Below are 21522 nucleotides of genomic sequence, written 5' to 3' on the forward strand. Positions count from 1 at the left end.
CCGAGGGTTGCGGCGCGACTTGTGGAGCTGATACGATTTTTTCACGTCGTGGAAAATCGGCTCTCCCGCTGTTATAATTTTTTCTCGCTGTGCGATCGCACGGCATAAATTCACACGTGTGACGACTCGTCGACCACGGTGCCTAAGGCGACAGCCGCGCCTTAGGTGGTTAGCACGGGGTTGATATCACACGGAGGACCAACCAATGGAGGTTTTCAGAATGGCTGTTAAGATCAACATCCGCACCCTGCTCGAGGCTGGCTGCCACTATGGCCACCAGACGCGTCGCTGGAACCCGAAGATGAAGCCCTACATCTTCGGCGAGCGCAACGGCATCTACATCCTCGACCTCAAGCAGACCGTGCTCGACGCGGACAAGGCATACACCTTCCTGAAGGACACCGCTGCCAAGGGTGGCCGCGTCCTGTTCGTCGGCACCAAGAAGCAGGCCCAGGAGCCCATCGCGACCCAGGCCGAGCGCTGCGGCATGCCCTACATCAACCAGCGTTGGCTCGGCGGCATGCTGACCAACTTCGTGACCATGCGCTCCCGCATCGATCGCCTGGAGGAGCTCGAGGCCATGGTCGAGGACGGCCGCATGGCTCTTCTCCCCAAGAAGGAGCAGGCTGTCCTGAGCAAGGAGCTCGAGAAGCTCCAGCGCAACCTCGGTGGCGCCCGTGACCTGCACGCCCTGCCGCAGGCCCTGTTCGTCGTGGACAGCAAGCGCGAGGAGATCGCCATCCGCGAGGCAAACCGCCTGCACATCCCGGTCGTCGCCCTTCTCGACACCAACTCCGACCCCGACGTCGTCGACTACGGCATCCCCGCGAACGACGACGCGATTCGCTCCGTCAACCTCATGTGCGAGCTCGTTGCCGACGCCGTTCTGGCTGGTTCCGGCAAGGAGCAGATCACCGAGCAGGAGATGGCTGCCGGCGAGACGACCCCTGCGGTAGAGACCCCCGCTGCCGAGTAGCCCAAGGTCACAAGCTCTATAGGATTTCAACCCCAAAGGAGGGGCAACATGGCAAAGATTACCGCCGCCCTCGTCAAGCAGCTGCGCGAGATGACCGACTCCCCCATGATGGAGTGCAAGAAGGCCCTCGTCGAGGCTGATGGCGACATCGACAAGGCCGTCGACGTTCTCCGCAAGATGGGCGTTGCCAAGGCCGTCAAGCGCGCTGGCCGCGAGACGAACGAGGGCACCGTCGCCGCCTACATCTCCGAGGACGGAAAGACGGGCGCTCTTCTCGAGCTCACCTGCGAGACCGACTTCGTCGGCACCAACCCCAAGTTCACCGGCTTCGCCAACGAGCTTGCCAAGGTCGTCGTCGAGAACGACCCCGCTGACGACGAGGCGCTCAAGGCATGCAAGATGGGCGAGAGCACCGTCGCCGACGAGCTCACCGAGATGATTCACGTCATCGGCGAGAACATGAAGGTCGCCCGCTTCAAGCGCGTCTCCGTCGAGAACGGCGCCCTTGCGAAGTACGTGCACCACAACGGCAAGCTGGCCGACATCGTCACCTTCGAGTTCGCGAAGCCCGAGACCGCCGCTGCCGGCGAATTCAAGAGCTTTGCCCACGACGTTGCGATGCAGGTCGCTGCATCTAACCCCGTCTCCGCGCGCCGCGAGGACGTCCCCGCAGACGTTCTTGAGCACGAGAAGAGCATCTACATGGCTCAGGCCGCCGAGTCCGGCAAGCCGGAGTTCATCCAGGAGAAGATCGCCCTCGGCAAGCTCGAGAAGTTCTACAAGGAGAACTGCCTGACCGAGCAGGAGTCCATCAAGGAGTCCGGCGTCACGATCAACGAGCTCGCCGCGAAGGTCTCCAAGAGCCTCGGCGACGACGTCAAGGTCGTCAGCTTCGTGCGCTTCTCCTTCGGCGAGTAGCCACGTACAGAGTGTTTTCTGTGGAGCCGGTGCCAAGCACCGGCTCCTTTTATATGGCGCCAGGGACTGCTTGCCTATTGGTTGGGTGGTTCTTCTCGCGCTTTGCTAGAATCTTATGAGCGTGAACGAACAGCTTTTTAGTCTTCCCCAAGTGACTGGAGGCCTGGATTGTCCGACTACAAGTTCAAGCGCGTGCTTCTGAAGCTCTCTGGCGAGGCCCTCATGGGGTCGAAGGAGTTTGGAATCGACCCCGACGTTCCGCAGAAGATCGCGGAGGAGCTCAAGCCCGCATACGTCGCGGGAATGCAGATCGCGGTCGTCGTGGGCGGCGGCAACATATTCAGGGGGCTTTCCGGCGCGGCCGCAGGCATGGACAGGGCCCAGGGCGACAACATGGGCATGCTCGCGACCGTGATCAACTCGCTTGCGCTGCAGGATACCTTCGAGCGTAACGGGATGGTATGCAGGGTCATGAGCGCGATCGAGATGCACCAGGTCTCCGAGACCTACATCAGGCGCCGCGCCATCAGGCACCTGGAGAAGGGTCGCATCACGATCTTTGCCGCGGGCACCGGCAACCCGTACTTCACGACGGACACCGCCGCGGCGCTGCGCGCGTGCGAGATCGGTGCGGAGATCCTGATGAAGGCGACGAAGGTCGACGGCATCTACGACTCCGACCCCATGAAGAACCCGGATGCGAAGAAGTTCGACACCATCACGTACATGGACGTCCTCAACAGGGACCTCCACGTTATGGACGCGACCGCGACGGCACTCTGCCATGACAACCACATGCCCATCATGGTGTTCAACCTCGATGAGGACGGAATATTTGACAGGGCGCTTCGCGGCGAGCACGTTGGAACGACCGTCGTAGACGAATAGGAGAGCGAAATGAGCACCTTTACCGATTCCGCGAAGAAGAGCATGGACAAGGCGATCGACGCGTTGAAGTTCAACTTCAGCAAGGTCCGCACGGGGCGCGCGAACGCGCACGTACTCGACGGCATCAGCGTCGAGTACTACGGGCAGCCCACGCCCATCACGCAGCTTGCGGGCGTGAAGGTCCCCGAGGCCTCAATGCTCGTGATCGAGCCGTGGGACAAGACGGCGCTCAAGGCGATCGAGAAGGCCATCGAGGCCTCCGACCTGGGCATCACCCCCGGCAACGACGGCGTCTCCATCCGCCTGCCGTTCCCGAAGCCGACGGAGGAGCGCCGCAAGGAGCTCGTGAAGGACTGCAACAAGTACGCGGAGGAGGCGCGCGTCGCCATCAGGAACGCCCGCCGCGACGCGATACACGCCGCCGAGAAGGACGAGGAGCTCTCCGAGGACGACGTGAACCGCGAGAAGAAGCAGATCCAGAAGGTCACGGACGAGTTCGTCGCGAAGGTCGACTCCATGCTGAAGGAGAAGACCTCCGAGGTTATGGAGATCTAGCTTGAGACGAGACTTGGACAAGCTCGCCGCATACTACGCAGACGCACCCGAGGACATATCGCTCGCGGACGTCGACCTCGAGCGCGTGCCCAGGCACGTCTCCATCATCATGGACGGCAACGGCCGCTGGGCACAGGCGCGCGGGCTCGACCGCTCGCAGGGACATGTCGCGGGCGTCGACTCGCTGCGCGAGACCGTCACGACGAGCGTGCGGCTCGGCGTGGACGCGCTTTCCGTGTACGCGTTCTCGACCGAGAACTGGAAGCGCCCGCAGAAGGAGGTCAACCTCCTGATGCACCTGTTCGCGACGACCCTCCTGAAGGAGCTGCCGCTCTTCCACCAGGAGAACGTGCGCCTGCGCTTCCTGGGCGACCTGACGCGTCTTCCGGACGAGACGCGCGCCGTGTTCCAGGAGGGCCTCGACGAGACGTCTGACCACGACGGCATGACGTTCGCGCTCGCGGTGAACTACGGGTCCCGCGCGGAGATCGTGCGCGCGTGCAGGGGCATCGCGCGGGACGTTGCCGAAGGCAGGATGTCTGCCGACGACGTGGACGAGGAGCTCTTCTCGTCCAGGCTCTACACGGCGGGCATGCCTGACCCCGACCTGCTCATCAGGACCTCGGGCGAGCTCAGGCTCTCCAACTACCTGCTGTGGCAGCTGGCATACACGGAGTTCTATGTGACCGACACCCTGTGGCCGGACTTCGACCGCTGGGAGTACTTGAGGGCCGTTCGTTCCTTCCAGGGCAGGAACCGGCGCTTTGGAGGTGTTACGGGCAAGTGAGCGACATGGGTGACAACAAGGGCGAGAAGAACGTGGAGACCCAGACGGGCGACGCCCCGCTGACGGAGGGCACGACGTCGCGGCGAGCTGATGAGCAGGAGGGCTCGGCGGCGCCGGAGAAGGAGCAGGAGGCCGCATCTGGCGCGAAGCCTGCGGCCGCGGCGGAGAAGGCCGAGGATGCCGGCCGGAAGGACGGCGGAAAGCACCCGTCCACCATGACCATGCGCATCGTCTCCGGCGCGATCTACGCGATCGGAACGGTCGCGTGCCTGTTTCTGGGCACGTGGCCCACGGCGATCCTCATCGCGGTGATGGCGTTCTTGTGCTGCTCGGAGTTCCTGAAGATGTCCCGCCGCAGCGGCAGGATGCCAAACGACGTCATAGCGCTCGCGTTCGCAGTCATCTTCCCGTTCGCGCCGCTCTCGAACATATCGGACTCGGAGTTCTTCGTCATCTTCGCGCTGCTCGTGGTGTGCGCGCTGTGGTATGTCTCGACGCCGCGTGCGAACATGGGCGACGTGGCGCTCACGGTGTTCGGGCCCATCTACACGTCGCTCGCGTTCTCGAGCATCGTGATCATCCGCGACGCCTTCCCGGGCTGGAGGGGCGCCCTTCTCACCTTTGCGGTCATGGGCTCCATCTGGCTCAGCGACTCGTGCGCGTACTTCGTGGGGTCGAAGTTCGGCAAGCACAAGCTAGCGCCCAGGATCTCTCCCAACAAGAGCGTCGAGGGCTTCTGGGGCGGCATGGTCGGCAGCGTCGCCGTGTGGGTCGTGGTGTTCGCGCTCGGCATCTACAACATCAACCTGCCGTACGCCATCGTGTGCGGCGTGCTGGTCGACGCGGCCGCCGTCGCGGGCGACCTGTTCGAGTCGCGCATCAAGCGCGGCGTCGGCGTGAAGGACTCCGGCAACCTCATGCCGGGCCACGGCGGCATGCTCGACAGGTCGGACTCGCTCCTCTTTGGCGGCATGACTGCGTTCCTGCTGCTCAGGCTGGGAGGAATCCTGTGAGCATATTCGAGGACTTCAAGTCCGGCGTCACGCGGCGCGAGCCGCAGCGCGTCGCGGTCCTGGGCGCCTCGGGGTCGATTGGCACGCAGACGCTCGACGTCTGCCGCAAGCACGCCGACCGCCTGCGCGTCGTCGCCGTGGCAGTGAACGACTCCGTGGCGTTCGCCGTGAGGGCGGCGCGGGAGTTTGGCTGTGCGCACGTCGTGATCGCGAACGAGGCGCACCGGGACGACCCGGCCCTTGCCGAGCTCCCGGCGTCCTGTGAGGTGAGCTTCGGCCAGGAGGGCCTCGTGCGCGTCGCGTCGGCCGAGGACGTAGACAGCGTCGTGGACGCGGTCGTGGGCTTTGCGGGCATATACGCTGGCTACGCCGCGCTCAGGGCCGGCAAGGCCCTCATGTACGCGAACAAGGAGTCGCTCGTCGTCGGCGGCGACCTCCTCATGCCGCTCGCGCGCCCCGGCCGCCTCATACCGGTCGACTCGGAGCACAGCGCCATCTACCAGTGCCTGGTGGGGGAGCACCGCTCCGATGTCCACCGCATCTGGCTCACGTGCTCCGGCGGTCCGTTCTACGGCATGGGCCGAGAAGAGCTTTCCCACGTGAGCGCGGCCATGGCCCTCAAGCACCCAACGTGGGCCATGGGCGCCAAGATCACGATCGACTCCGCGACGCTCATGAACAAGGGGCTCGAGGTGCTCGAGGCGCACCACCTGTTCGACGTCCCCGTCGACATGGTCAACGTGCTCGTGCACCCGCAGAGCATGGTGCATTCCATGGTCGAGTTCGAGGACGGCGTCGTGAAGGCCCAGCTCGGCCCCTCCGACATGCGCATACCCATCCAGTACGCGCTCAGCTACCCAGAGCGCTGGGAGACTCCCGCGCTCCGCGTGGACTACCGCGCGGCGCCGGACTTCACGTTCGGCCGCGCGGACGAGGACGCGTTCGGCTGCCTCAGGCTCGCGAAGGAGGCGGGCCGTGCGGGCGGCACCATGCCGTGCGCCATGAACGCGGCGAACGAGGTGGCGAACCTCGCGTTCAGGCAGGGCCGCTGCGGCTTCCTGGACGTTGAGGCGACGGTCGCCCACGTGATGGGCAAGACCGAGGTCGCCCCCGTGGAGTCCCTGCCGCAGCTCGAGGAGGTCGACGCGCGCTCCCGCAAGCTCGCCGCGTCCTACCTGGACGGGGCATGCCGTTGATGGGCGTCGTGTCCGCCGTGTTCTGGGGCGTGGTCGTGTTGTCGCTCCTCGTGTTTTTGCACGAGGGCGGCCACTTCCTCGCAGCCCGCGCCTGCGGCATGCGCGTGACGGAGTTCTACCTGGGCATGCCGTGCCGCCACCACCTGGCGCGCAAGTCCCGCACGTACGGCACGGAGTTCGGCGTAACGCCCATCCTGCTTGGCGGCTACACGCGCATCTGCGGCATGGAGGGCACGCACGACGAGCTGCTGCCCGCGCTGCCCGCCTGCTTCGGCATGGTGCAGCGCGAGGGCCGCGTGCTCGCCACGGACGTCGCAGCGGAGCTCGGGGTGGACGCTGACCGCGCATACGACATGCTCGCGACGCTTGCGGACTGGGCCGCCATCCGCCCGTACTACGATGCCGAGAAGGGCGAGGCGCCGTCGCAGGCAACCCTGCCCGAGGCCTTCGAGACCCTCCGCCGCGACGCCAACATGCTGACGGAGTACGATCGGGGTCACGACTTCTCTCTTCCGGGCACGACCGAGGCGGGCGCCCCGCGACCGCTCGAAGACCCGGCCAAGGCGCTTGAGTGCGAGAAGAGCCGCACCTACCTGGGGAAGGGCTTCCTCAAACGGGTCTTCACGCTGCTCGCGGGCCCGCTCGTGAACGTCGTGCTCGCGTTTCTCGTCGTGACGGCGAGCCTCTCACTCGTCGGCGTCGAAGTCGCGGTCAACTCAAACCGGCTCGGTGCCGTCACGAGGGGCTCGGCCGCCCAGGCGGCGGGCCTCAGGGCGGGGGACGTCGTCACGAGCGTCGGCGGCAGGTCGTGCGGGGACTGGAACACCCTCGCCTCCGCCATAGACGCGGCGCTCAAGACCGGCGAGGACTTCAAGGTGACCTACGAGCGCGGCGGCTCCTCGCATGAGGCGGTCGTGAGGACGGGCGGCAAGCGTCTGGGCGCGCTCGGCGTCGAGGCGCTCACGCGCCGCGTGCGCCTGAGCCTCGCGGACGCGGCATACTCCGCCGTGCGCTACGGCCAGGAGGTCGCCGGCTTTGCGGTGAGGCTCATCATGCCGCAGCACACCATGGAGACGCTCGGCTCGGCCTCGTCCGTGGTCGGCATCTCCGCCGCGGCCAGCCAGGCGGCGTCGAGCGGCGTGAACGACCTTCTCCTCTTCATCGCGATGGTGTCGATGTCGCTTGGCTTCATGAACCTGCTTCCCATCCCGCCGCTCGACGGCGGCAAGATCCTGATAGAGATCGTGCAGCTCGTGATCCGCAGGCAGCTCTCCGTCAGGGTTCAGGCGTACATCAGCTACGTCGGCCTTGCGTTCTTCCTGTTCATCTTCGTGTTCGCCCTCAAGAACGACGTCGTCCGCCTTGTCCTGGGCTGACGTTGCGGGGGCCGATAGGGGGTTTGTATGAGTGACGAGAACGACGCGCGTCCGGCGCGCGAGCTCACGCACCAGGTCCACGTGGGAAACGTCGCCGTCGGCGGCGGGGCGCCCGTGTCGGTACAGTCCATGTGCACCACGAAGACGGACGACCCCGCGTCCACGCTCGCGCAGATCGAGGGCCTCGCGAAGGTGGGGTGCGAGATCATCCGCGTCGCCGTCCCCAACGCGGCGGCGCTCGACGGCTTTGGCGAGATCTGCGCCCAGAGCCCGCTTCCCGTGGTGGCGGACATCCACTTCGACCACCGGCTCGCCATAGGGGCGGCGCGCCGCGGCGCGGCGGCGCTTCGCATCAACCCCGGCAACATCGGCTCGTTCGACCGCGTGGACGCCGTGATCGACGAGGCGGGAAGCCAGGGCATTCCCATCCGCATCGGCGTGAACGCAGGCTCGCTCGACCCGAAGGTCGACGCGCGCCAGGACCTCACGCTGCCGCAGAAGCTCGTCGCGTCCGCCTCTTCCTACGTCGAGCACTTCCGCGAGCGCGGCTTCGACGACATCGTGCTCTCCGCGAAGGCGCACTCCGTCCCCATCACGCTCCAGACGTACCGCATGCTCTCGCGCGAGCTGCCCACGGTGCCGCTGCACGTGGGCGTAACTGAGGCCGGCACGCTGCGCCAGGGCACGGTAAAGAACTGCGTGGGCGTCGGCATCCTGCTGGAGCAGGGCATAGGCGACACCATGCGCCTCTCGCTCACGGCCGACCCCGTGGAGGAGGTCAACGTCGCCTGGGACCTGCTGTCCTCGCTCGGCATGCGGCGCCTGCACCCCGAGCTGGTGAGCTGTCCCACGTGCGGGCGCTGCCAGGTGAACCTCATCGGCATGGCGGACGAGGTCTCAAGACGCCTTGCGCAGGTGAAGGCCCCCATCTCCGTCGCGGTCATGGGGTGCGTCGTCAACGGGCCCGGCGAGTCGCGCGACGCGGACCTCGGCATCGCGTGCGGCCGTGGCCAGGGCGTGCTGTTCCGCAACGGCGAGAAGATCCGCAACGTCCCCGAGGACCAGATCGTGGACGAGCTCTTCCGCGAGATAGAGGCCCGCTACGGGGACGCGATCGAGAGCGACGCGGGCGAGAAGGACGCGTAGAATATACCGCTAGTGTTCTTGCCGACGCAGGCGTCGGCTGGCAGTGACTTGGAAGGAAGCACGTTGAGAAAGTACATGCAGATGTCGAAGCTCTACGCTCCGACCCTCAAGGAGGACCCCAGGGAGGCGGAGCTCGCAAGCCACAGGCTGCTGCTTCGCGCGGGCATGATCCGCCGCGGCGCGGTGGGCCTGTACAGCTACCTGCCGCTCGCGTGGCGCTCCATCAACAAGATCGAGGACATCATCCGCGACGAGATGGAGGCCATCGACGCGCAGGAGATGCAGGTGCCCATCCTGACGGACGGCGAGCTGTGGCACCAGAGCGGCCGTTGGAACGACTACGGACCCGAGCTCATGCGCCTGAGCGACCGCTACGAGCACGAGTACGCGCTCGGCCCCACGCACGAGGAGACGTTCACGGACCTGGTGCGCAACGAGCTCCGCAGCTACAAGCAGCTGCCCGTCACGCTCTACCAGATGCAGGACAAGTTCCGCGACGAGCGCAGGCCCCGCTTCGGCCTCATGCGCGGCCGCGAGTTCATCATGAAGGACGCGTACTCGTTCAGCGCGACGCAGGAGTCCCTGCAGGAGTGCTACGACCAGGAGAAGGCCGCGTACGCCAGGATCTGCGAGCGCGTGGGCCTGAGGGCGCTCCCCGTGGTCGCAGACTCCGGCCAGATCGGCGGCGACACGTCCGTCGAGTTCATGGCGCTCGCCGACGCCGGCGAGGCGGCTCTCGTGTACTGCGACGACTGCGGGTTCGCGGCGGACACCGAGGCCGCGACCGCCGGCGTGACCGTGGTCGACGGCGAGCCGGGCGACATGGAGAAGGTCTCGACCCCGGGGATCGGCACCATCGACGACGTCTCAGCGTTTCTCCACATCCCCGCGGCGGCGACCCGCAAGGCGCTCGCGCTCGTGGACGGAGATGGCAGGCCCGTCGTCTGCTTCGTCCCCGGCGACCACGAGCTGAACGACGTGAAGGCGGAGCACGCGTTTGGCGCGTACCACCTGATGAGCGACGAAGAGCTGAAGGAGTACGGCCTCGTTAAGGGCTTTATCGGCCCGGTCGGCCTGCCCGAGGGCGTGCGCGTGTTCTTCGACGAGTCGCTGCGCCCGTCCGAGTGGTGGACCATCGGCGCGAACGAGGCGGACTTCCACTTCGTGCACGCACACCCCGGCCGCGACTTCAAGATCGCGGACGACGCGTGGGTAGACGTCGTCACGGCGAAGGCGGGCGACCGCTGCCCCAAGTGCGGCGCCCCCCTGAAGGAGGCCCGCGGCATCGAGGTCTCGCAGGTGTTCCAGCTCGGCAAGAAGTACTCCGAGGCCATGGGCGCCACGTTCATGGACGAGGACGGCGTGGAGAAGCCCCTCATCATGGGCTGCTACGGCATCGGCATCAGCCGCACGCTGCAGGCGATCGTGGAGCAGCACCACGACGAGCACGGCATCATCTGGCCGGTGAGCGTCGCTCCGTACGAGGTCGAGGTCATTCCGCTGGACGTGCACGACGAGCTCGTGTGGCCCGTGGCGGACAAGGTCGCGCGCGAGCTTCTGGAGCTTGGCGTCGACGTGATGGTGGACGATCGCAAGGAGCGCCCGGGCGTCAAGTTCAACGACGCCGACCTCATGGGCATGCCGTTCCAGGTGGTCTGCGGCAAGAAGGCCGTAAAGAACGGCAACGTCGAGCTCAAGGTCCGTGCGACGGGCGAGCGCACGGAGGTCGCGATCGAGGACGTGGCGCAGCTCCTGGCCCAGAGGGTCAAGGCGGAGCGCGCGTAGGCGCATCGCAGCAAGGAAGTGCCCAGGCGGCCCGACCCAGAGGGGGAGGGCCGCCTCGCGTATGGCAACAGGCAGAGGCAGGGGGAGAAGAGTATGGAATACAAGGAGCTGGCCGCCGCGGCGCGCGGAAGCATGGGCCAGTGGTGCAAGGCGTGTCCCGTCTGCGACGGCCGGGCGTGCGGGTCTCACATGCCGGGCCCCGGCTCGAAGGGCACCGGGACGGTCGCCGCCCGAAACTACGCGGCGTGGCAGGACGTGCTGGTGCGCATGGACACGATACACGAGGCGTACGAGGCCGACACGTCCGTGGAGCTCTTCGGCAGGAGGCTCTCCGTTCCCGTCATGGTCGGCCCCCTGGGCGACGTGAAGCTCCACTACGGGGACAAGTGGGAGATGGAGGACTACAACTCCTGCATACTGCACGCGGCGGCGAAGGCCGGCTCGCTCGCGTGGACGGGCGACGGGATGGTCGCCGCGATCCACGAGTCCGCGGTGCACGACATCGGCGAGCTCGGCGGGTGCGGCATTCCCACCATCAAGCCGTGGAACCTCGAGACCGTGATGCGGAAGCTCGAGCTCGCGTTCGCGGCGCGCCCCGTGGCCGTGGCGATGGACATCGACGCGGCGGGGCTCCCGTTCCTGAAGGGCTTCCAGCCGCCCGCGGGGCCGAAGTCCGTGACGGAGCTGCGACGGGTGGCGGACGCCTGCCACGCGCACGGGACGCCGTTCGTGCTGAAGGGCATCATGGGCGTGCGCGCCGCACGCAAGGCGGCGGAGGCGGGCGCGGACGCCATAGTGGTGAGCAACCACGGCGGCCGCGTGCAGGACGGCGTCCCCGCGACGGCCGAGGTCCTGCCCTCGATAGCCCGGGAGGTCGGCGACGACCTCAAGATCCTCGTGGACGGGGGCATACGATCCGGCCTCGACGTGTTCCGCGCGCTGGCGCTTGGCGCAAACGCATGCCTCGTGTGCAGGCCGTTTGCCGTCGTGACGTACGGAGCTGGGGCGGAGGGCGTGTCCGACTACTTCGCGCAGCTCGCGCGCGAACTCAGGGACACGATGGAGATGTGCGGCGCGCGCACGGTGGAGGACATCGACGCCGACGTGCTCGCGTGACTTGGCCTTCGGGAAGCGACTTCCCCTCGGGCAGAAGATTTTTTTGAGGCACGCCTTCTGGATTGCCGCAGTTAAACGCACGTGAGCCTAAAACTCCGCAAACAATTTTGTGATTGATTGCACTTCTCGGCTTTACAAGCCGCCGTCTTCTGATACTATAGCTACCGCACTGAGGGCGATTAGCTCAGGGGTAGAGCACTTCCTTCACACGGAAGGGGTCGCTGGTTCAAATCCAGCATCGCCCACCATTGGATACGAGGGCCGGACGGGTTGACCGTTCGGCCTTTTTTCTACGCAGCCAACGCGGGGGCGGTACGAGGGCTCCGGGCGGAACATCGCGCCAGCCGTCGCGCCCGTCCCACGACGCGCGGGCATGGCGTGGCTATCGGCACAAAGAAGGCCGCGCCCGCCTGGAAGTTCCAAGCGGGCGCGGCTGATTTCTGGCAAGTGCCTTGGGGGAGAAGTGCGTGGGCTCCGGGCGGGGGCTGCGCCGCGTGACGCGGCCGCGAGCGTGCGGAGGCCCTACTTTGCGTCCAGGATCGTGACGACCTTCTTGGCGAGCACGAAGACGAGAAGCGCCATCACGACGCAGGTGGAGCCGATGAAGATCTCGGCAAGGGACTTCTGGGGCGCGACGAGGATGTACGCCGCGCAGAAGAACATCACGAGCACCATGACGGAGCTCATGTTGCGGATCTGCCTGGCGTTGGAGGGCACGTTGATCTTGCGGGCGCACTGGAAGCCCATGTAGGCGCAGAGCACGCCGTCAAGCAGCCCGACGTATGCGCGCGGGTTGAGGTGGTTCACGACGACGAGGGCGACTGCGGATGCGGTCGCGAGCACGCCGACGATGAGTGAGATGATGCATACGATCTTGAGCTTCTTGCACGCGTCGTTCATGTGGGTCTCCGTTTCGGGTTTGTGGGCGGGCGCCTGGGCGTCCGCGCTGCGTGACGGGGGAGAGTCCCCCTCTGTCTTGGTTCCCAATAGAGTGAAGTTTAGCGTTTTGTGGAGGAAGTTCACAACTGCGGAGCCAGTCGGGCGGTTTGAAGATTCTCGCTTGACCGCCTTGGTGACTTTGGTACTATATCTCTCGCACCAACGAACGGGGAATTAGCTCAGTTGGGAGAGCGCATGACTGGCAGTCATGAGGTCAGGGGTTCGAATCCCCTATTCTCCACCACGTAGACTCTGGGGCGGCGGCTGTGGTCGCCGCCCTTTCCAGTTTCCGGGCCTATGGCGCAACGGTTAGCGCAGGGGACTCATAATCCCTGGGTTGGGAGTTCGAATCTCTCTGGGCCCACCACATGCGACGGGACCCCCTCGGGGGTCCCTTTTTTGTTGTCGGAAATTGTCAAAACTTTTCCGTTGACTCAAGTCCGCGTTTTGGTAATATATCTCTCGCACCAACGAACGGGGAATTAGCTCAGTTGGGAGAGCGCATGACTGGCAGTCATGAGGTCAGGGGTTCGAATCCCCTATTCTCCACCACGTAGACTCTGGGGCGGCGGCTGTGGTCGCCGCCCTTTCCAGTTTCCGGGCCTATGGCGCAACGGTTAGCGCAGGGGACTCATAATCCCTGGGTTGGGAGTTCGAATCTCTCTGGGCCCACCACATGCGACGGGACCCCCTCGGGGGTCCTTTTTTGTTGGGCGAGTTTGCATCAGGCAAATGGAGCTGTGACGCAATGGTGCTTTGGTAAGCGTCACGGGCGGCGTGCGCGGCTGGTGCCGGACCCACGTATAATCAAGTGGATTGTACTTCTCGGGCAGACGCCCGTATTGTGGAACGGACAGCACTTGATAGCACTTGCAGACAAGATCACGAAGTCGTTTGGCGGCCGTGTCCTGTACACGGCCGCAACGTTGCAGCTGAACGCGGGGGAGCGCTGGGGCCTCGTTGGACCGAACGGCGCGGGCAAGACCACGCTCCTCAAGATCATGATGGGGCAGGAGGAGCCGGACGAGGGCACCGTGTCGTTCGCGCGCGACGCTTCCGTAGGCTACCTCGAGCAGGAGACGCACCTTGCGGGCGAGAAGAGCGCGCTCGGCGAGGTCGTGGACTCCGCCGTGGAGGTCAAGCGCCTCGAGGCGCGCATCAAGGAGATGGAGCGCCAGATTTCCGAGATGCCCGAGGGCGACGAGCAGTACGCGCTCCTGGAGCGCTACGGCGCGGCGCAGGACCGCTACGAGCGCCTGGGCGGCTACGAGCTCGAGGCCAGGGCGAAGCAGATCCTGGGCGGCCTGGGATTTCCCGTCGAGGACTTCGACAAGCCGGCGAAGGAGTTCTCCGGCGGCTGGCAGATGCGCATCGCCCTGTCGAAGCTGCTGCTGAGGCACCCCGACCTTCTCCTTCTGGACGAGCCCACCAACCACCTGGACCTGGAGTCCGTCAAGTGGCTCGAGTCGTTCTTGGCGGGCTACGACGGCGCCGTGCTGCTGGTGAGCCACGACCGCTCGTTCATGGACGCGTGCGTGAGCCACATCGCGTCGCTCGAGAACAAGCGCCTCATGACGTACACGGGAAACTACACCAGCTACCTGCACCAGCGCGAGGACAACCTGGAGCAGCTCCGCGCGAAGCGCGCGGCGCAGGAGCGCGACATCCAGCACATGGAGGTGTTCATCGAGCGCTTCCGCTACAAGCCCACGAAGGCGAGGCAGGTGCAGGAGCGCATCAAGAAGCTCGAGAAGGTGCGCGAGGAGCTGGTGGTGCTGCCGGAGTCCTCGAAGAAGGTGCACTTCAAGTTCCCGGACCCGCCGCGCACCGGCGACGAGGTCGTGAGCCTGGAGGGCATCTCGAAGCACTACGAGGACAACGACGTGTACGACGGCGTCGACCTGAAGCTGTACCGCGGCGACCACGTGGCACTCGTGGGGCCCAACGGAGCGGGCAAGTCCACGCTCATGAAGATCATCAACGGCCACGAGGCCCCCACGGCGGGCTCCGTGAGGCTTGGCCAGAACGTGACCGTGGCGTACTACGCGCAGCACCAGCTGGAGACCCTGCGCGAGTCGTACACCGTTCTGCAGGAGATGGACGAGGCCGCGCCCGGCTGGACCACCTCCCAGGAGCGCAAGCTGCTGGGCGCGTTCCTGTTCCACGGCGACGACGTGGAAAAGAAGGTCGGCGTGCTTTCCGGCGGCGAGCGCGCGCGTCTGGCGCTCGCGCGCATGCTCGTGGCGCCGGACCCGCTGCTGTGTCTGGACGAGCCCACGAACCACCTGGACATCGACTCCGTGGACGTGCTCGAGGAGGCCCTCGTCAACTTCCCGGGCACCATCGTGCTCATCAGCCACGACGAGCACCTGGTGCGAGCGGTGGCGAACAAGGTGGTGGACGTTCGCGACCACAAGGTGACGCTCTACGACGGCGACTACGACTACTACCTGTACAAGCGCGCGGAGCTCGAGGGGCAGGTGCAGGGCGCCCAGGCGGGCGAGAAGGGCGCGGCGTCCCGGCAGGAGGCGGCGCATTCCGCCGCGCCCGCGGCGGCCCCCGCGCCCGCGGGCCGCAACGTGAAGACGAAGGAGCAGCGCCGCGCGGAGGCGGAGGCCAGAAACGCCGCGAACAAGGCCGTCCGCGAGGAGAGGAAGCGCCTGAAGCAGGTGGAGGCCGCGCTTAAGCCGGCGCAGGCGCGCTACAAGGAGCTCGTGAACATGATGGCCGACGAGGCGCTGTACAACGACGCCGCGAAGTTCGACCAGTGCATGAAGGAGTACAACGCGCTCTCGAAGAAGATCCCGGCGCTCGAGGAGGAGTGGCTGGAGCTTACGGAGAAGATCGAGGAGAGTCTGAATGCCTAGGCATGCCGCCCCTGACTGGGACGAGAGGACGCAGGCGTATCCCGCGACGCAGACGCGCCGCCAGCCGCAGGACGCCGAGGCGGAGGGCGCGGCCACGCCTTACGCCGGCGAGGTGCGGACCCAGACGTACGCGCGGCAGCAGTACGCCGCGCCACCGCAGCGGCCTTACGTGGCACCGGTAGAAGGCCCGAGGCAGACGCCCTTCTCGCCCGGGGGCGCGCAGGTGCCGCCCGCGGCGCGCCAGGCGTACGGCCGCGCGCTGTCGTGGCTGCTTAGGGTGGTCGCCCTCGCGTGCAGGCTGTACGCGATTGCGCTCGCGGCGCTCGTGGCGGCAAACGCCGTGGTGCTGGGCTCGTGGCGCATCCACGTGGTGGAGCTCACCGCGGCGTTCACGGCATGGCTGCCGTCTTCCGTCTCCGGGACGCTCGTGTTCCAGACGCCGTTTGGCGGCGTGCTGCGCGGGGACTTCGTCGCCGTGGCCGTCGCGCTGTTCGTGATCGACTGGCTGCTTGTGCGCAAGGCGCGCACGATTGGGGCAAGGTAGGGAAGACATGCTCTCTAACCAGCGGATATTCATGATCGTGGGCTCGGTCGCCCTCGTGATGCTCTCGGCAATCGTGCACGAGGTGGCCCACGGCTGGGTCGCGTACAGGCTGGGCGACCCCACGGCGAAGCAGGCGGGAAGGCTCACGCTCAACCCGCTCGCGCACCTGGACCCTGTGGGCTCGGTGCTGCTGCCGCTCCTTATGGCGTGGATCGGCGGGCCGGTGTTCGCGTTCGCGAAGCCGGTGCCGTACAACCCGTACAACCTCAGGAACCCCCGCCGCGACGAGGTGCTGGTGGCGCTCGCGGGGCCGGCGTCCAACCTGCTGCAGGCGCTCGTGGGCGCGGTCGCGTTCAGGCTGGCGTTCGCTTCTTGGTCGGGCGCGGAGGACGCGCTGTACTGGGTGCTCATGGCGCTGCAGATCTACGTGTACGTCAACCTGACGCTCATGTTCTTCAACCTCATCCCGCTGCCGCCGCTGGACGGCTCCAAGATCGTGATGCCGCTCCTTCACGGCGGCGCGCGGCAGAGCTACTACAAGATCCAGCAGTACAGCATGCCCATCCTTCTGGTGGTGCTGTACGTGCTGCCGTCGGTCCTGGGCTTCGACCCGCTGGGCATGTACCTGGACGCGACCGCCGGCAGCCTCGCGACGCTCATGATGGGGGCGTAGGTGTCGTACAACGTAAAGACACAGGCGTACTCGGGCCCGTTCGACCTGCTGCTGCAGCTGGTCAGCCGGCAGAAGCTCGACATCGGGTCCATCTCGATCGCCGAGGTGGCCGACCAGTACATGCGCGAGGTGCAGTCCATGGGCGAGCTCGACCTGGACGTGGCGAGCGACTTCGTGCTCGTGGCGTCCACGCTGCTCGACATGAAGGCGGCTGCGCTCGTTCCAAACGAGCCGCAGCGCCCCCGCAAGGAGGAAGAAGAGGAAGACGACGAGGACGACCTCGCGAACCTCTCGCCGGACGAGGCGCGCGAGGTGCTCATCGCGCGGCTCATCGCGTACAAGCAGTTCCGCAACGCAGCCGCGGCGCTCGGCAGCCGCATGGAGGCCGAGAGCCTGATGGAGCCGCGCACGGCCGGGCCGGACCCCGAGTTCATGGGGCTCATGCCGGACTACCTCGAGGGCATCACGCTGCGCTCCCTCGCGGTGATCTGCGCGGACCTGGACAGCCGCCGCCAGGGCTTCCTGCTGGAGGCGGAGCACATCGCCCCCAAGCGCCTGCCCATTGCGCTCACCGTGGCGTCCGTCGACCGCGTCACGCGCGCGCACCCGCTCGTGAGCTTCTCGGACCTGCTCGACGGCGACCTGCGGCCCGAGACGCTCGTCGCGACGTTCCTCGCGATACTGGAGCTCGAGAAGCGCGGGTCCGTCGTGCTGACGCAGGAGCACACGTTCGGCGAGATAGACGTCGCGCGCGTCGAGGGCGCGAAGCCGTTCGAGCTCGACAACTCGGACCTCACGAGCATCGAGGAGGATGCCTGATGCAGGACCTGGAACATCTTGACCACGACTCGCTGAAGGGCGCGCTCGAGGCGCTCCTTCTGGTATCCACGGACGCCGTGCCCGCGACGGAGCTCTCCAAGGTGCTGGGCATCGCCCCCAGCGAGGCGGCGGGCGCCCTGGCGGAGCTCGCGGCGGAGTACTCCGACGCCGACCGCGGCTTCCAGCTGCGCGAGGTCGCGGGCGGCTGGCGGCTGTTCACGCACCCCGCCTACCACGACGTCGTGGAGCGCTACGTGCTCTCCTGGGACACGCGCCGCCTTTCGCAGGCCGCGCTCGAGACGCTGGCGGTCATCGCGTACCACCAGCCCGTCACGCGCGAGGGCGTGAAGGCCGTCCGCGGCGTCAACTCCGACGGCGTGATCGGCTCGCTCAAGGAGAAGGGCCTCGTGCGCGAGGTGGGGCGCGAGCGCGACCGCAGCCGCGCCATGCAGTACGGCACCACGCAGCGCTTCCTGGAGACGTTTGGCCTGCGCAGCCTGCGCGACCTGCCGCCGCTTGAGGACTTCGCCCCGGACGAGGAGTCGAAGCGCTTCATCCGCGAGCGGCTTTCCGGCAGCGCGATATCCTCCACGCTCGAGGAGGCCTCGGCCGACATCGAGGAGGAGCAGGAGCTGCTGGGCGACGCGTTTGAGGACGACGATGCGAGCCCAGGGGTGGGCGACTCCGAGGACTCCACCGCAGAAGAGTCCCCCGCGTACGGCGAGGGCGAGGCGGACCTTTGATGGCGGCGGCCAGGGAAGGCGACGGCGCCGAGAAGGGCGCCGGCCTCGACATCGCCTACACCATGAGGCTCCAGCGCTACCTGGCCCGGGCGGGCGTCGCGAGCCGCCGTGGGTCGGAGGCGCTCATGACCGCAGGCCGCGTGCGCGTGAACGGCCTGGTCGTGACGGAGCTCGGCAGCAAGGTGACGCCGGGCGTGGACGTGGTGACGGTGGACGGGCGCGAGTGCACGCTCGCGGACGACTCCGCGTACGTGATGCTGTACAAGCCGTCCGGCTACGTCACCACCATGAGCGACCCGCAGGGCAGGCCGTGTGTCGCATCGCTCGTGCCCACGGAGCGCTACCCGGGGCTCTTCCCCGTGGGGAGGCTCGACGCCGACACGACCGGGCTTCTCCTCTTCACCACGAACGGCGACGTCGCGAACCAGATGCTTCACCCGTCGCACCACGTGTGGAAGCACTACGTTGCGCTCGTGCGCGGCGTGCCCACGCGCCACCAGCTGCAGATGCTGCGCGACGGCGTGCGCATGCCGGACGGCATGGCGTCACCCGCGAAGGCGCGGCTGCTTTCCGCGGACGACCCGGCCGCGCTGCCCGTCGTCGGCGAGGGGCTGCCGTACAACCACGCCGTGGTGGGGCTCTCCATCCACGAGGGGCGCAAGCACCAGGTGAAGAAGATGCTGCGCTCCATAGGCCACGAGGTGGTGAGGCTGCACCGCGACGAGTTTGGCCCGCTCGCGCTCACCGGCCTGATGCCCGGCCAGTGGCGGCCGCTCACGGACGCCGAGCGTGCGATGATAGAGGGGCTGGGCAAGGCCGACGCGCCCAAGGCGGCGGGTTCTTATGGGGCGCCGCGCCAACGGGGCGCGCGTGCGCCCAGAGACGGGAGGGAGGCCCATCGTGGCTAGGCAACGGATACTTCTGATGCGTCACCCCGAGACGCGCGAGAACATGGCGGGCGTGCTTTCCGGCCGCATCGACGTGGACCTCACGCCCAGGGGAGAAGAGCAGATGCGCCGCGCCATAAAGGCCGTCGTGGCGTGGGAGCCCGACCGCATCTGGTGCTCCCCGCTGTCGCGCTGCCGCTCCATCGCGGAGGAGGCGGCGTTTCGCCTGGGAATCGAGTGCCGCGTGGAGCCCGGGCTCGCGGAGATAAACTTCGGCAGCATCCAGGGCATGCGGATGGATGAGGTGCACGAGCTTGGCTACGACTTCCCGTGGCCGCTGGACGAGGACGGGCGCTCCATGCCGGCACCGGGCGCGGAGAGCTTCGAGGACCTGCTCGGGCGCGCCCGCGGCGTGCTCGCGGCCCTGGAGCCGCTGGAGGGCCGCACGGCGTGCATCAGCCACGGCGGCATGTCCCGCGCCATACTGGGCGCCGTGTTCGGGACGCCGCTCTCCACGTTCTGGCACGTGACGCTCCCCAACGTGAGCTCGCAGATCCTCACCTATGGAGGCGGGCACTTCTCGCTCGCGGCGCTTGCCCTTGCGCCGGAAGAGGTTGTCAGGCGCATGCGGGAGCCGGAGCTCATAGGAATCGACACGACGCAGAACATCTCTGGGAAGGACGCATGATGATAGTAGCCATTGACGGACCGGCGGGATCGGGCAAGTCGACGACGGCCCACGCCATCGCGGACCGGTGCAACCTCACGTTCCTGGACACGGGCGCCATGTATCGCGCCGTGACGTGGCGCTGCCTCGATTCGGGCGTGGACGTGAGCGACGGCGACGCGGTATCGGCCGTGGCGGAGCGCGCGAAGATCGTGTTCGGCAAGTCCGCGGACGGACAGACCGTGAGCATCGACGGGCAGGACGTGACGCGCCAGATCCGCACGCCGGAGGTCGACCGCAACGTGTCCGTGGTGTCCGCCTACCCCCGGGTGCGCGAGGCCATGGTGGCGCGCCAGCGCGAGCTGGGCGCGGCCGGGGACGTCGTGGCGGAGGGAAGGGACATCGGCACCGTCGTCTTCCCCAACGCGGAGGTGAAGGTGTTTCTGACGGCCGATGCCGCCGCGCGCGCCCACCGCAGGGCCGTGCAGCGCGAGGGCGGAGACGCTGGTCGCGACGCCGCTGCGAAGGCCGACGCGGCAGAGGAGCGGCAGATACTCCAGGACCTGGTGCGCCGCGACAAGCTTGACAGCTCGCGCAAGGAGTCTCCGCTGAGGCCCGCGGCGGACGCGCACATGATCGACAACTCCGCGCTCACGCCGGAGCAGGTGGTGCAGCAGATCGTGGACCTGATGGACGCAGCCCGCGCGCAGGGCGAAGCACCTAAGGCGGGCGAGGTCGCCCCTTTTGACGACGGGGGCGAGCGCACCTCGCCCAGTCCTGCCGCAGACGGCGGGGCGGCGGACGCCCCCGCAGGCGCACGCGCAAAGGACGCTGCGGCCGAGAAGGGCGCGGGCAAGCCGGCCGCGAAGGCCGCCGCGAAGTCGAAGGCACCTGCGGGCCGGATGCGCGCGTTTGCGGGCAACTCGTTCGACGACTACTACGACCACGGGATGAAGGAGTTCCCGCTGCCGGCGCGGGCGCTTCTGGCCGTGGCCGCCACCATCGTGTGGGCGGTCACGAAGGTGCTGTGGCCGTGGAGGATCGAGGACGTGCGGCTGCTTCGCGACGACGCGCGGGGCCGCATGATCGTGATGAACCACACCTCCATGCTCGACCCCGTGGTGATCGTCTGCGGGCTGTACTTCCACGGCATCCGCGTGAGGCCGATCTCGAAGAGCGAGTTCAACAAGACCGACTTCGTGTCGTGGCTGTTCTCGCGCGCGGGGGCCATCCCCGTGAGGCGTGGCACCGCAGACCTGAAGGCGGTGCGCCGGGCGCAGGCGGCCCTCACGCGCGGCGAGTGCGTGCTGGTGTTTCCGGAGGGCACGCGCATCAAGAGCGACGACCAGCCCGTCACCATACACGGCGGGTTCGCGCTCATGGCGCAGATGGCGAAGGCGCCCGTGCAACCCGTCGCCATCGTGGGCGCGCGCGACATTACGCCCAAGGGCACGCACTGGAAGCGCTTTGGCCGCGTGTTCTGCAAGGCGGGGGAGTGCATCGAGTTCTCCGACCTGGGCGTGAGGGGCCGCAAGCAGCAGGCGCTCAGGATGGAGGAGGTCGCGATGGAGCGCGTGTACGCGCTGCGCGACGAGCTCCGCCGCGAGCACCCGGGAAAGATGTAGGG

At 67.1% G+C, this 21522-nt stretch carries 20 protein-coding genes and 5 tRNA genes; 24 read left to right on the forward strand and 1 reads right to left on the reverse strand.

Annotated features, from left to right (window positions below):
* The first annotated feature begins 220 nt into the window (after positions 1-220).
* From rpsB to HF885_RS06410, 12 genes are all read left to right on the forward strand, one after another.
* Positions 221-976: a 30S ribosomal protein S2 gene (gene rpsB, locus HF885_RS06355; protein WP_170104118.1), complete on the forward strand. Its 756-nt coding sequence runs from the start codon at positions 221-223 to the stop codon at positions 974-976.
* Between the two features lie 48 nt (positions 977-1024).
* Positions 1025-1894: a translation elongation factor Ts gene (tsf, locus tag HF885_RS06360; RefSeq protein ID WP_170104119.1), complete on the forward strand. Its 870-nt coding sequence runs from the start codon at positions 1025-1027 to the stop codon at positions 1892-1894.
* A gap of 168 nt (positions 1895-2062) precedes the next feature.
* Entirely contained in the window at positions 2063-2782 is a 720-nt protein-coding gene (gene pyrH, locus HF885_RS06365; protein WP_170104120.1) for a UMP kinase, read from the forward strand.
* A 9-nt stretch (positions 2783-2791) separates the two neighbouring features.
* On the forward strand, positions 2792-3337 hold the full coding sequence (gene frr / locus HF885_RS06370) for a ribosome recycling factor (protein WP_090846467.1): 546 nt from the start codon (positions 2792-2794) through the stop codon (positions 3335-3337).
* Between the two features lies 1 nt (position 3338).
* Positions 3339-4124 carry an isoprenyl transferase gene (locus HF885_RS06375; protein ID WP_170104121.1) on the forward strand — a complete coding sequence of 262 codons (786 nt, stop codon included), beginning with the start codon at positions 3339-3341 and terminating at the stop codon, positions 4122-4124.
* 5 nt (positions 4125-4129) lie between these two features.
* A complete protein-coding gene (locus tag HF885_RS06380; RefSeq protein WP_235927338.1) occupies positions 4130-5137 on the forward strand; it encodes a phosphatidate cytidylyltransferase in 1008 nt (335 codons plus the stop codon).
* On the forward strand, positions 5134-6333 hold the full coding sequence (gene dxr / locus HF885_RS06385; RefSeq protein WP_170104122.1) for a 1-deoxy-D-xylulose-5-phosphate reductoisomerase: 1200 nt from the start codon (positions 5134-5136) through the stop codon (positions 6331-6333). Before HF885_RS06380 ends, dxr begins: the two co-directional genes overlap by 4 nt.
* Positions 6324-7709: a M50 family metallopeptidase gene (locus tag HF885_RS06390; RefSeq protein ID WP_170104123.1), complete on the forward strand. Its 1386-nt coding sequence runs from the start codon at positions 6324-6326 to the stop codon at positions 7707-7709. The genes dxr and HF885_RS06390 overlap by 10 nt, the downstream gene beginning before the upstream one ends.
* 27 nt (positions 7710-7736) lie before the next feature.
* Positions 7737-8855: a flavodoxin-dependent (E)-4-hydroxy-3-methylbut-2-enyl-diphosphate synthase gene (gene ispG / locus HF885_RS06395; RefSeq protein WP_170104124.1), complete on the forward strand. Its 1119-nt coding sequence runs from the start codon at positions 7737-7739 to the stop codon at positions 8853-8855.
* A 63-nt stretch (positions 8856-8918) separates the two neighbouring features.
* Positions 8919-10640 (forward strand): proline--tRNA ligase, encoded by a 1722-nt coding sequence (locus tag HF885_RS06400; RefSeq protein ID WP_235927339.1) that lies wholly within the window; start codon positions 8919-8921, stop codon positions 10638-10640.
* A 93-nt stretch (positions 10641-10733) separates the two neighbouring features.
* The gene (locus HF885_RS06405) at positions 10734-11756 is read left to right on the forward strand and encodes an alpha-hydroxy-acid oxidizing protein (RefSeq protein ID WP_170104125.1); all 1023 of its coding nucleotides are present in this window, start codon (positions 10734-10736) and stop codon (positions 11754-11756) included.
* Positions 11757-11929: 173 nt separating this feature from the next.
* A tRNA-Val gene (locus HF885_RS06410) sits at positions 11930-12004 on the forward strand.
* Between the two features lie 274 nt (positions 12005-12278).
* Here HF885_RS06410 and HF885_RS06415 read toward each other — a convergent pair.
* Entirely contained in the window at positions 12279-12656 is a 378-nt protein-coding gene (locus HF885_RS06415) for a hypothetical protein (RefSeq protein WP_170104126.1), read from the reverse strand.
* A 207-nt stretch (positions 12657-12863) separates the two neighbouring features.
* Here HF885_RS06415 and HF885_RS06420 point away from each other — a divergent pair.
* The 12 genes from HF885_RS06420 to cmk all read left to right on the forward strand — a co-directional run bounded on the left by HF885_RS06420 (position 12864) and on the right by cmk (position 21520).
* A tRNA-Ala gene (locus HF885_RS06420) sits at positions 12864-12939 on the forward strand.
* A 47-nt stretch (positions 12940-12986) separates the two neighbouring features.
* A tRNA-Ile gene (locus HF885_RS06425) sits at positions 12987-13062 on the forward strand.
* A 109-nt stretch (positions 13063-13171) separates the two neighbouring features.
* Positions 13172-13247: transfer RNA gene (locus tag HF885_RS06430), tRNA-Ala, on the forward strand.
* 47 nt (positions 13248-13294) lie between these two features.
* Positions 13295-13370: transfer RNA gene (locus HF885_RS06435), tRNA-Ile, on the forward strand.
* A gap of 185 nt (positions 13371-13555) precedes the next feature.
* Positions 13556-15562, forward strand: a complete 2007-nt coding sequence (gene abc-f, locus HF885_RS06440; RefSeq protein ID WP_170104128.1) for a ribosomal protection-like ABC-F family protein — start codon at positions 13556-13558, stop codon at positions 15560-15562.
* A complete protein-coding gene (locus HF885_RS06445; RefSeq protein WP_170104130.1) occupies positions 15555-16106 on the forward strand; it encodes a hypothetical protein in 552 nt (183 codons plus the stop codon). The genes abc-f and HF885_RS06445 overlap by 8 nt, the downstream gene beginning before the upstream one ends.
* A 7-nt stretch (positions 16107-16113) precedes the next feature.
* On the forward strand, positions 16114-16779 hold the full coding sequence (locus tag HF885_RS06450) for a site-2 protease family protein (RefSeq protein WP_235927340.1): 666 nt from the start codon (positions 16114-16116) through the stop codon (positions 16777-16779).
* Positions 16780-17598: a segregation and condensation protein A gene (locus HF885_RS06455; RefSeq protein ID WP_170104131.1), complete on the forward strand. Its 819-nt coding sequence runs from the start codon at positions 16780-16782 to the stop codon at positions 17596-17598.
* On the forward strand, positions 17598-18341 hold the full coding sequence (scpB, locus tag HF885_RS06460) for an SMC-Scp complex subunit ScpB (RefSeq protein WP_170104133.1): 744 nt from the start codon (positions 17598-17600) through the stop codon (positions 18339-18341). The genes HF885_RS06455 and scpB overlap by 1 nt, the downstream gene beginning before the upstream one ends.
* Entirely contained in the window at positions 18341-19249 is a 909-nt protein-coding gene (locus tag HF885_RS06465; RefSeq protein ID WP_170104135.1) for a pseudouridine synthase, read from the forward strand. Before scpB ends, HF885_RS06465 begins: the two co-directional genes overlap by 1 nt.
* Entirely contained in the window at positions 19242-19916 is a 675-nt protein-coding gene (locus HF885_RS06470; protein WP_170104136.1) for a histidine phosphatase family protein, read from the forward strand. Before HF885_RS06465 ends, HF885_RS06470 begins: the two co-directional genes overlap by 8 nt.
* Entirely contained in the window at positions 19913-21520 is a 1608-nt protein-coding gene (gene cmk / locus HF885_RS06475) for a (d)CMP kinase (protein ID WP_235927341.1), read from the forward strand. The genes HF885_RS06470 and cmk overlap by 4 nt, the downstream gene beginning before the upstream one ends.
* The last annotated feature ends 2 nt before the right edge of the window (positions 21521-21522 follow it).

The organism is Parafannyhessea umbonata, assembly GCF_012844235.1.
In the GTDB taxonomy this organism is placed as follows: Bacteria; Actinomycetota; Coriobacteriia; order Coriobacteriales; family Atopobiaceae; genus Parafannyhessea.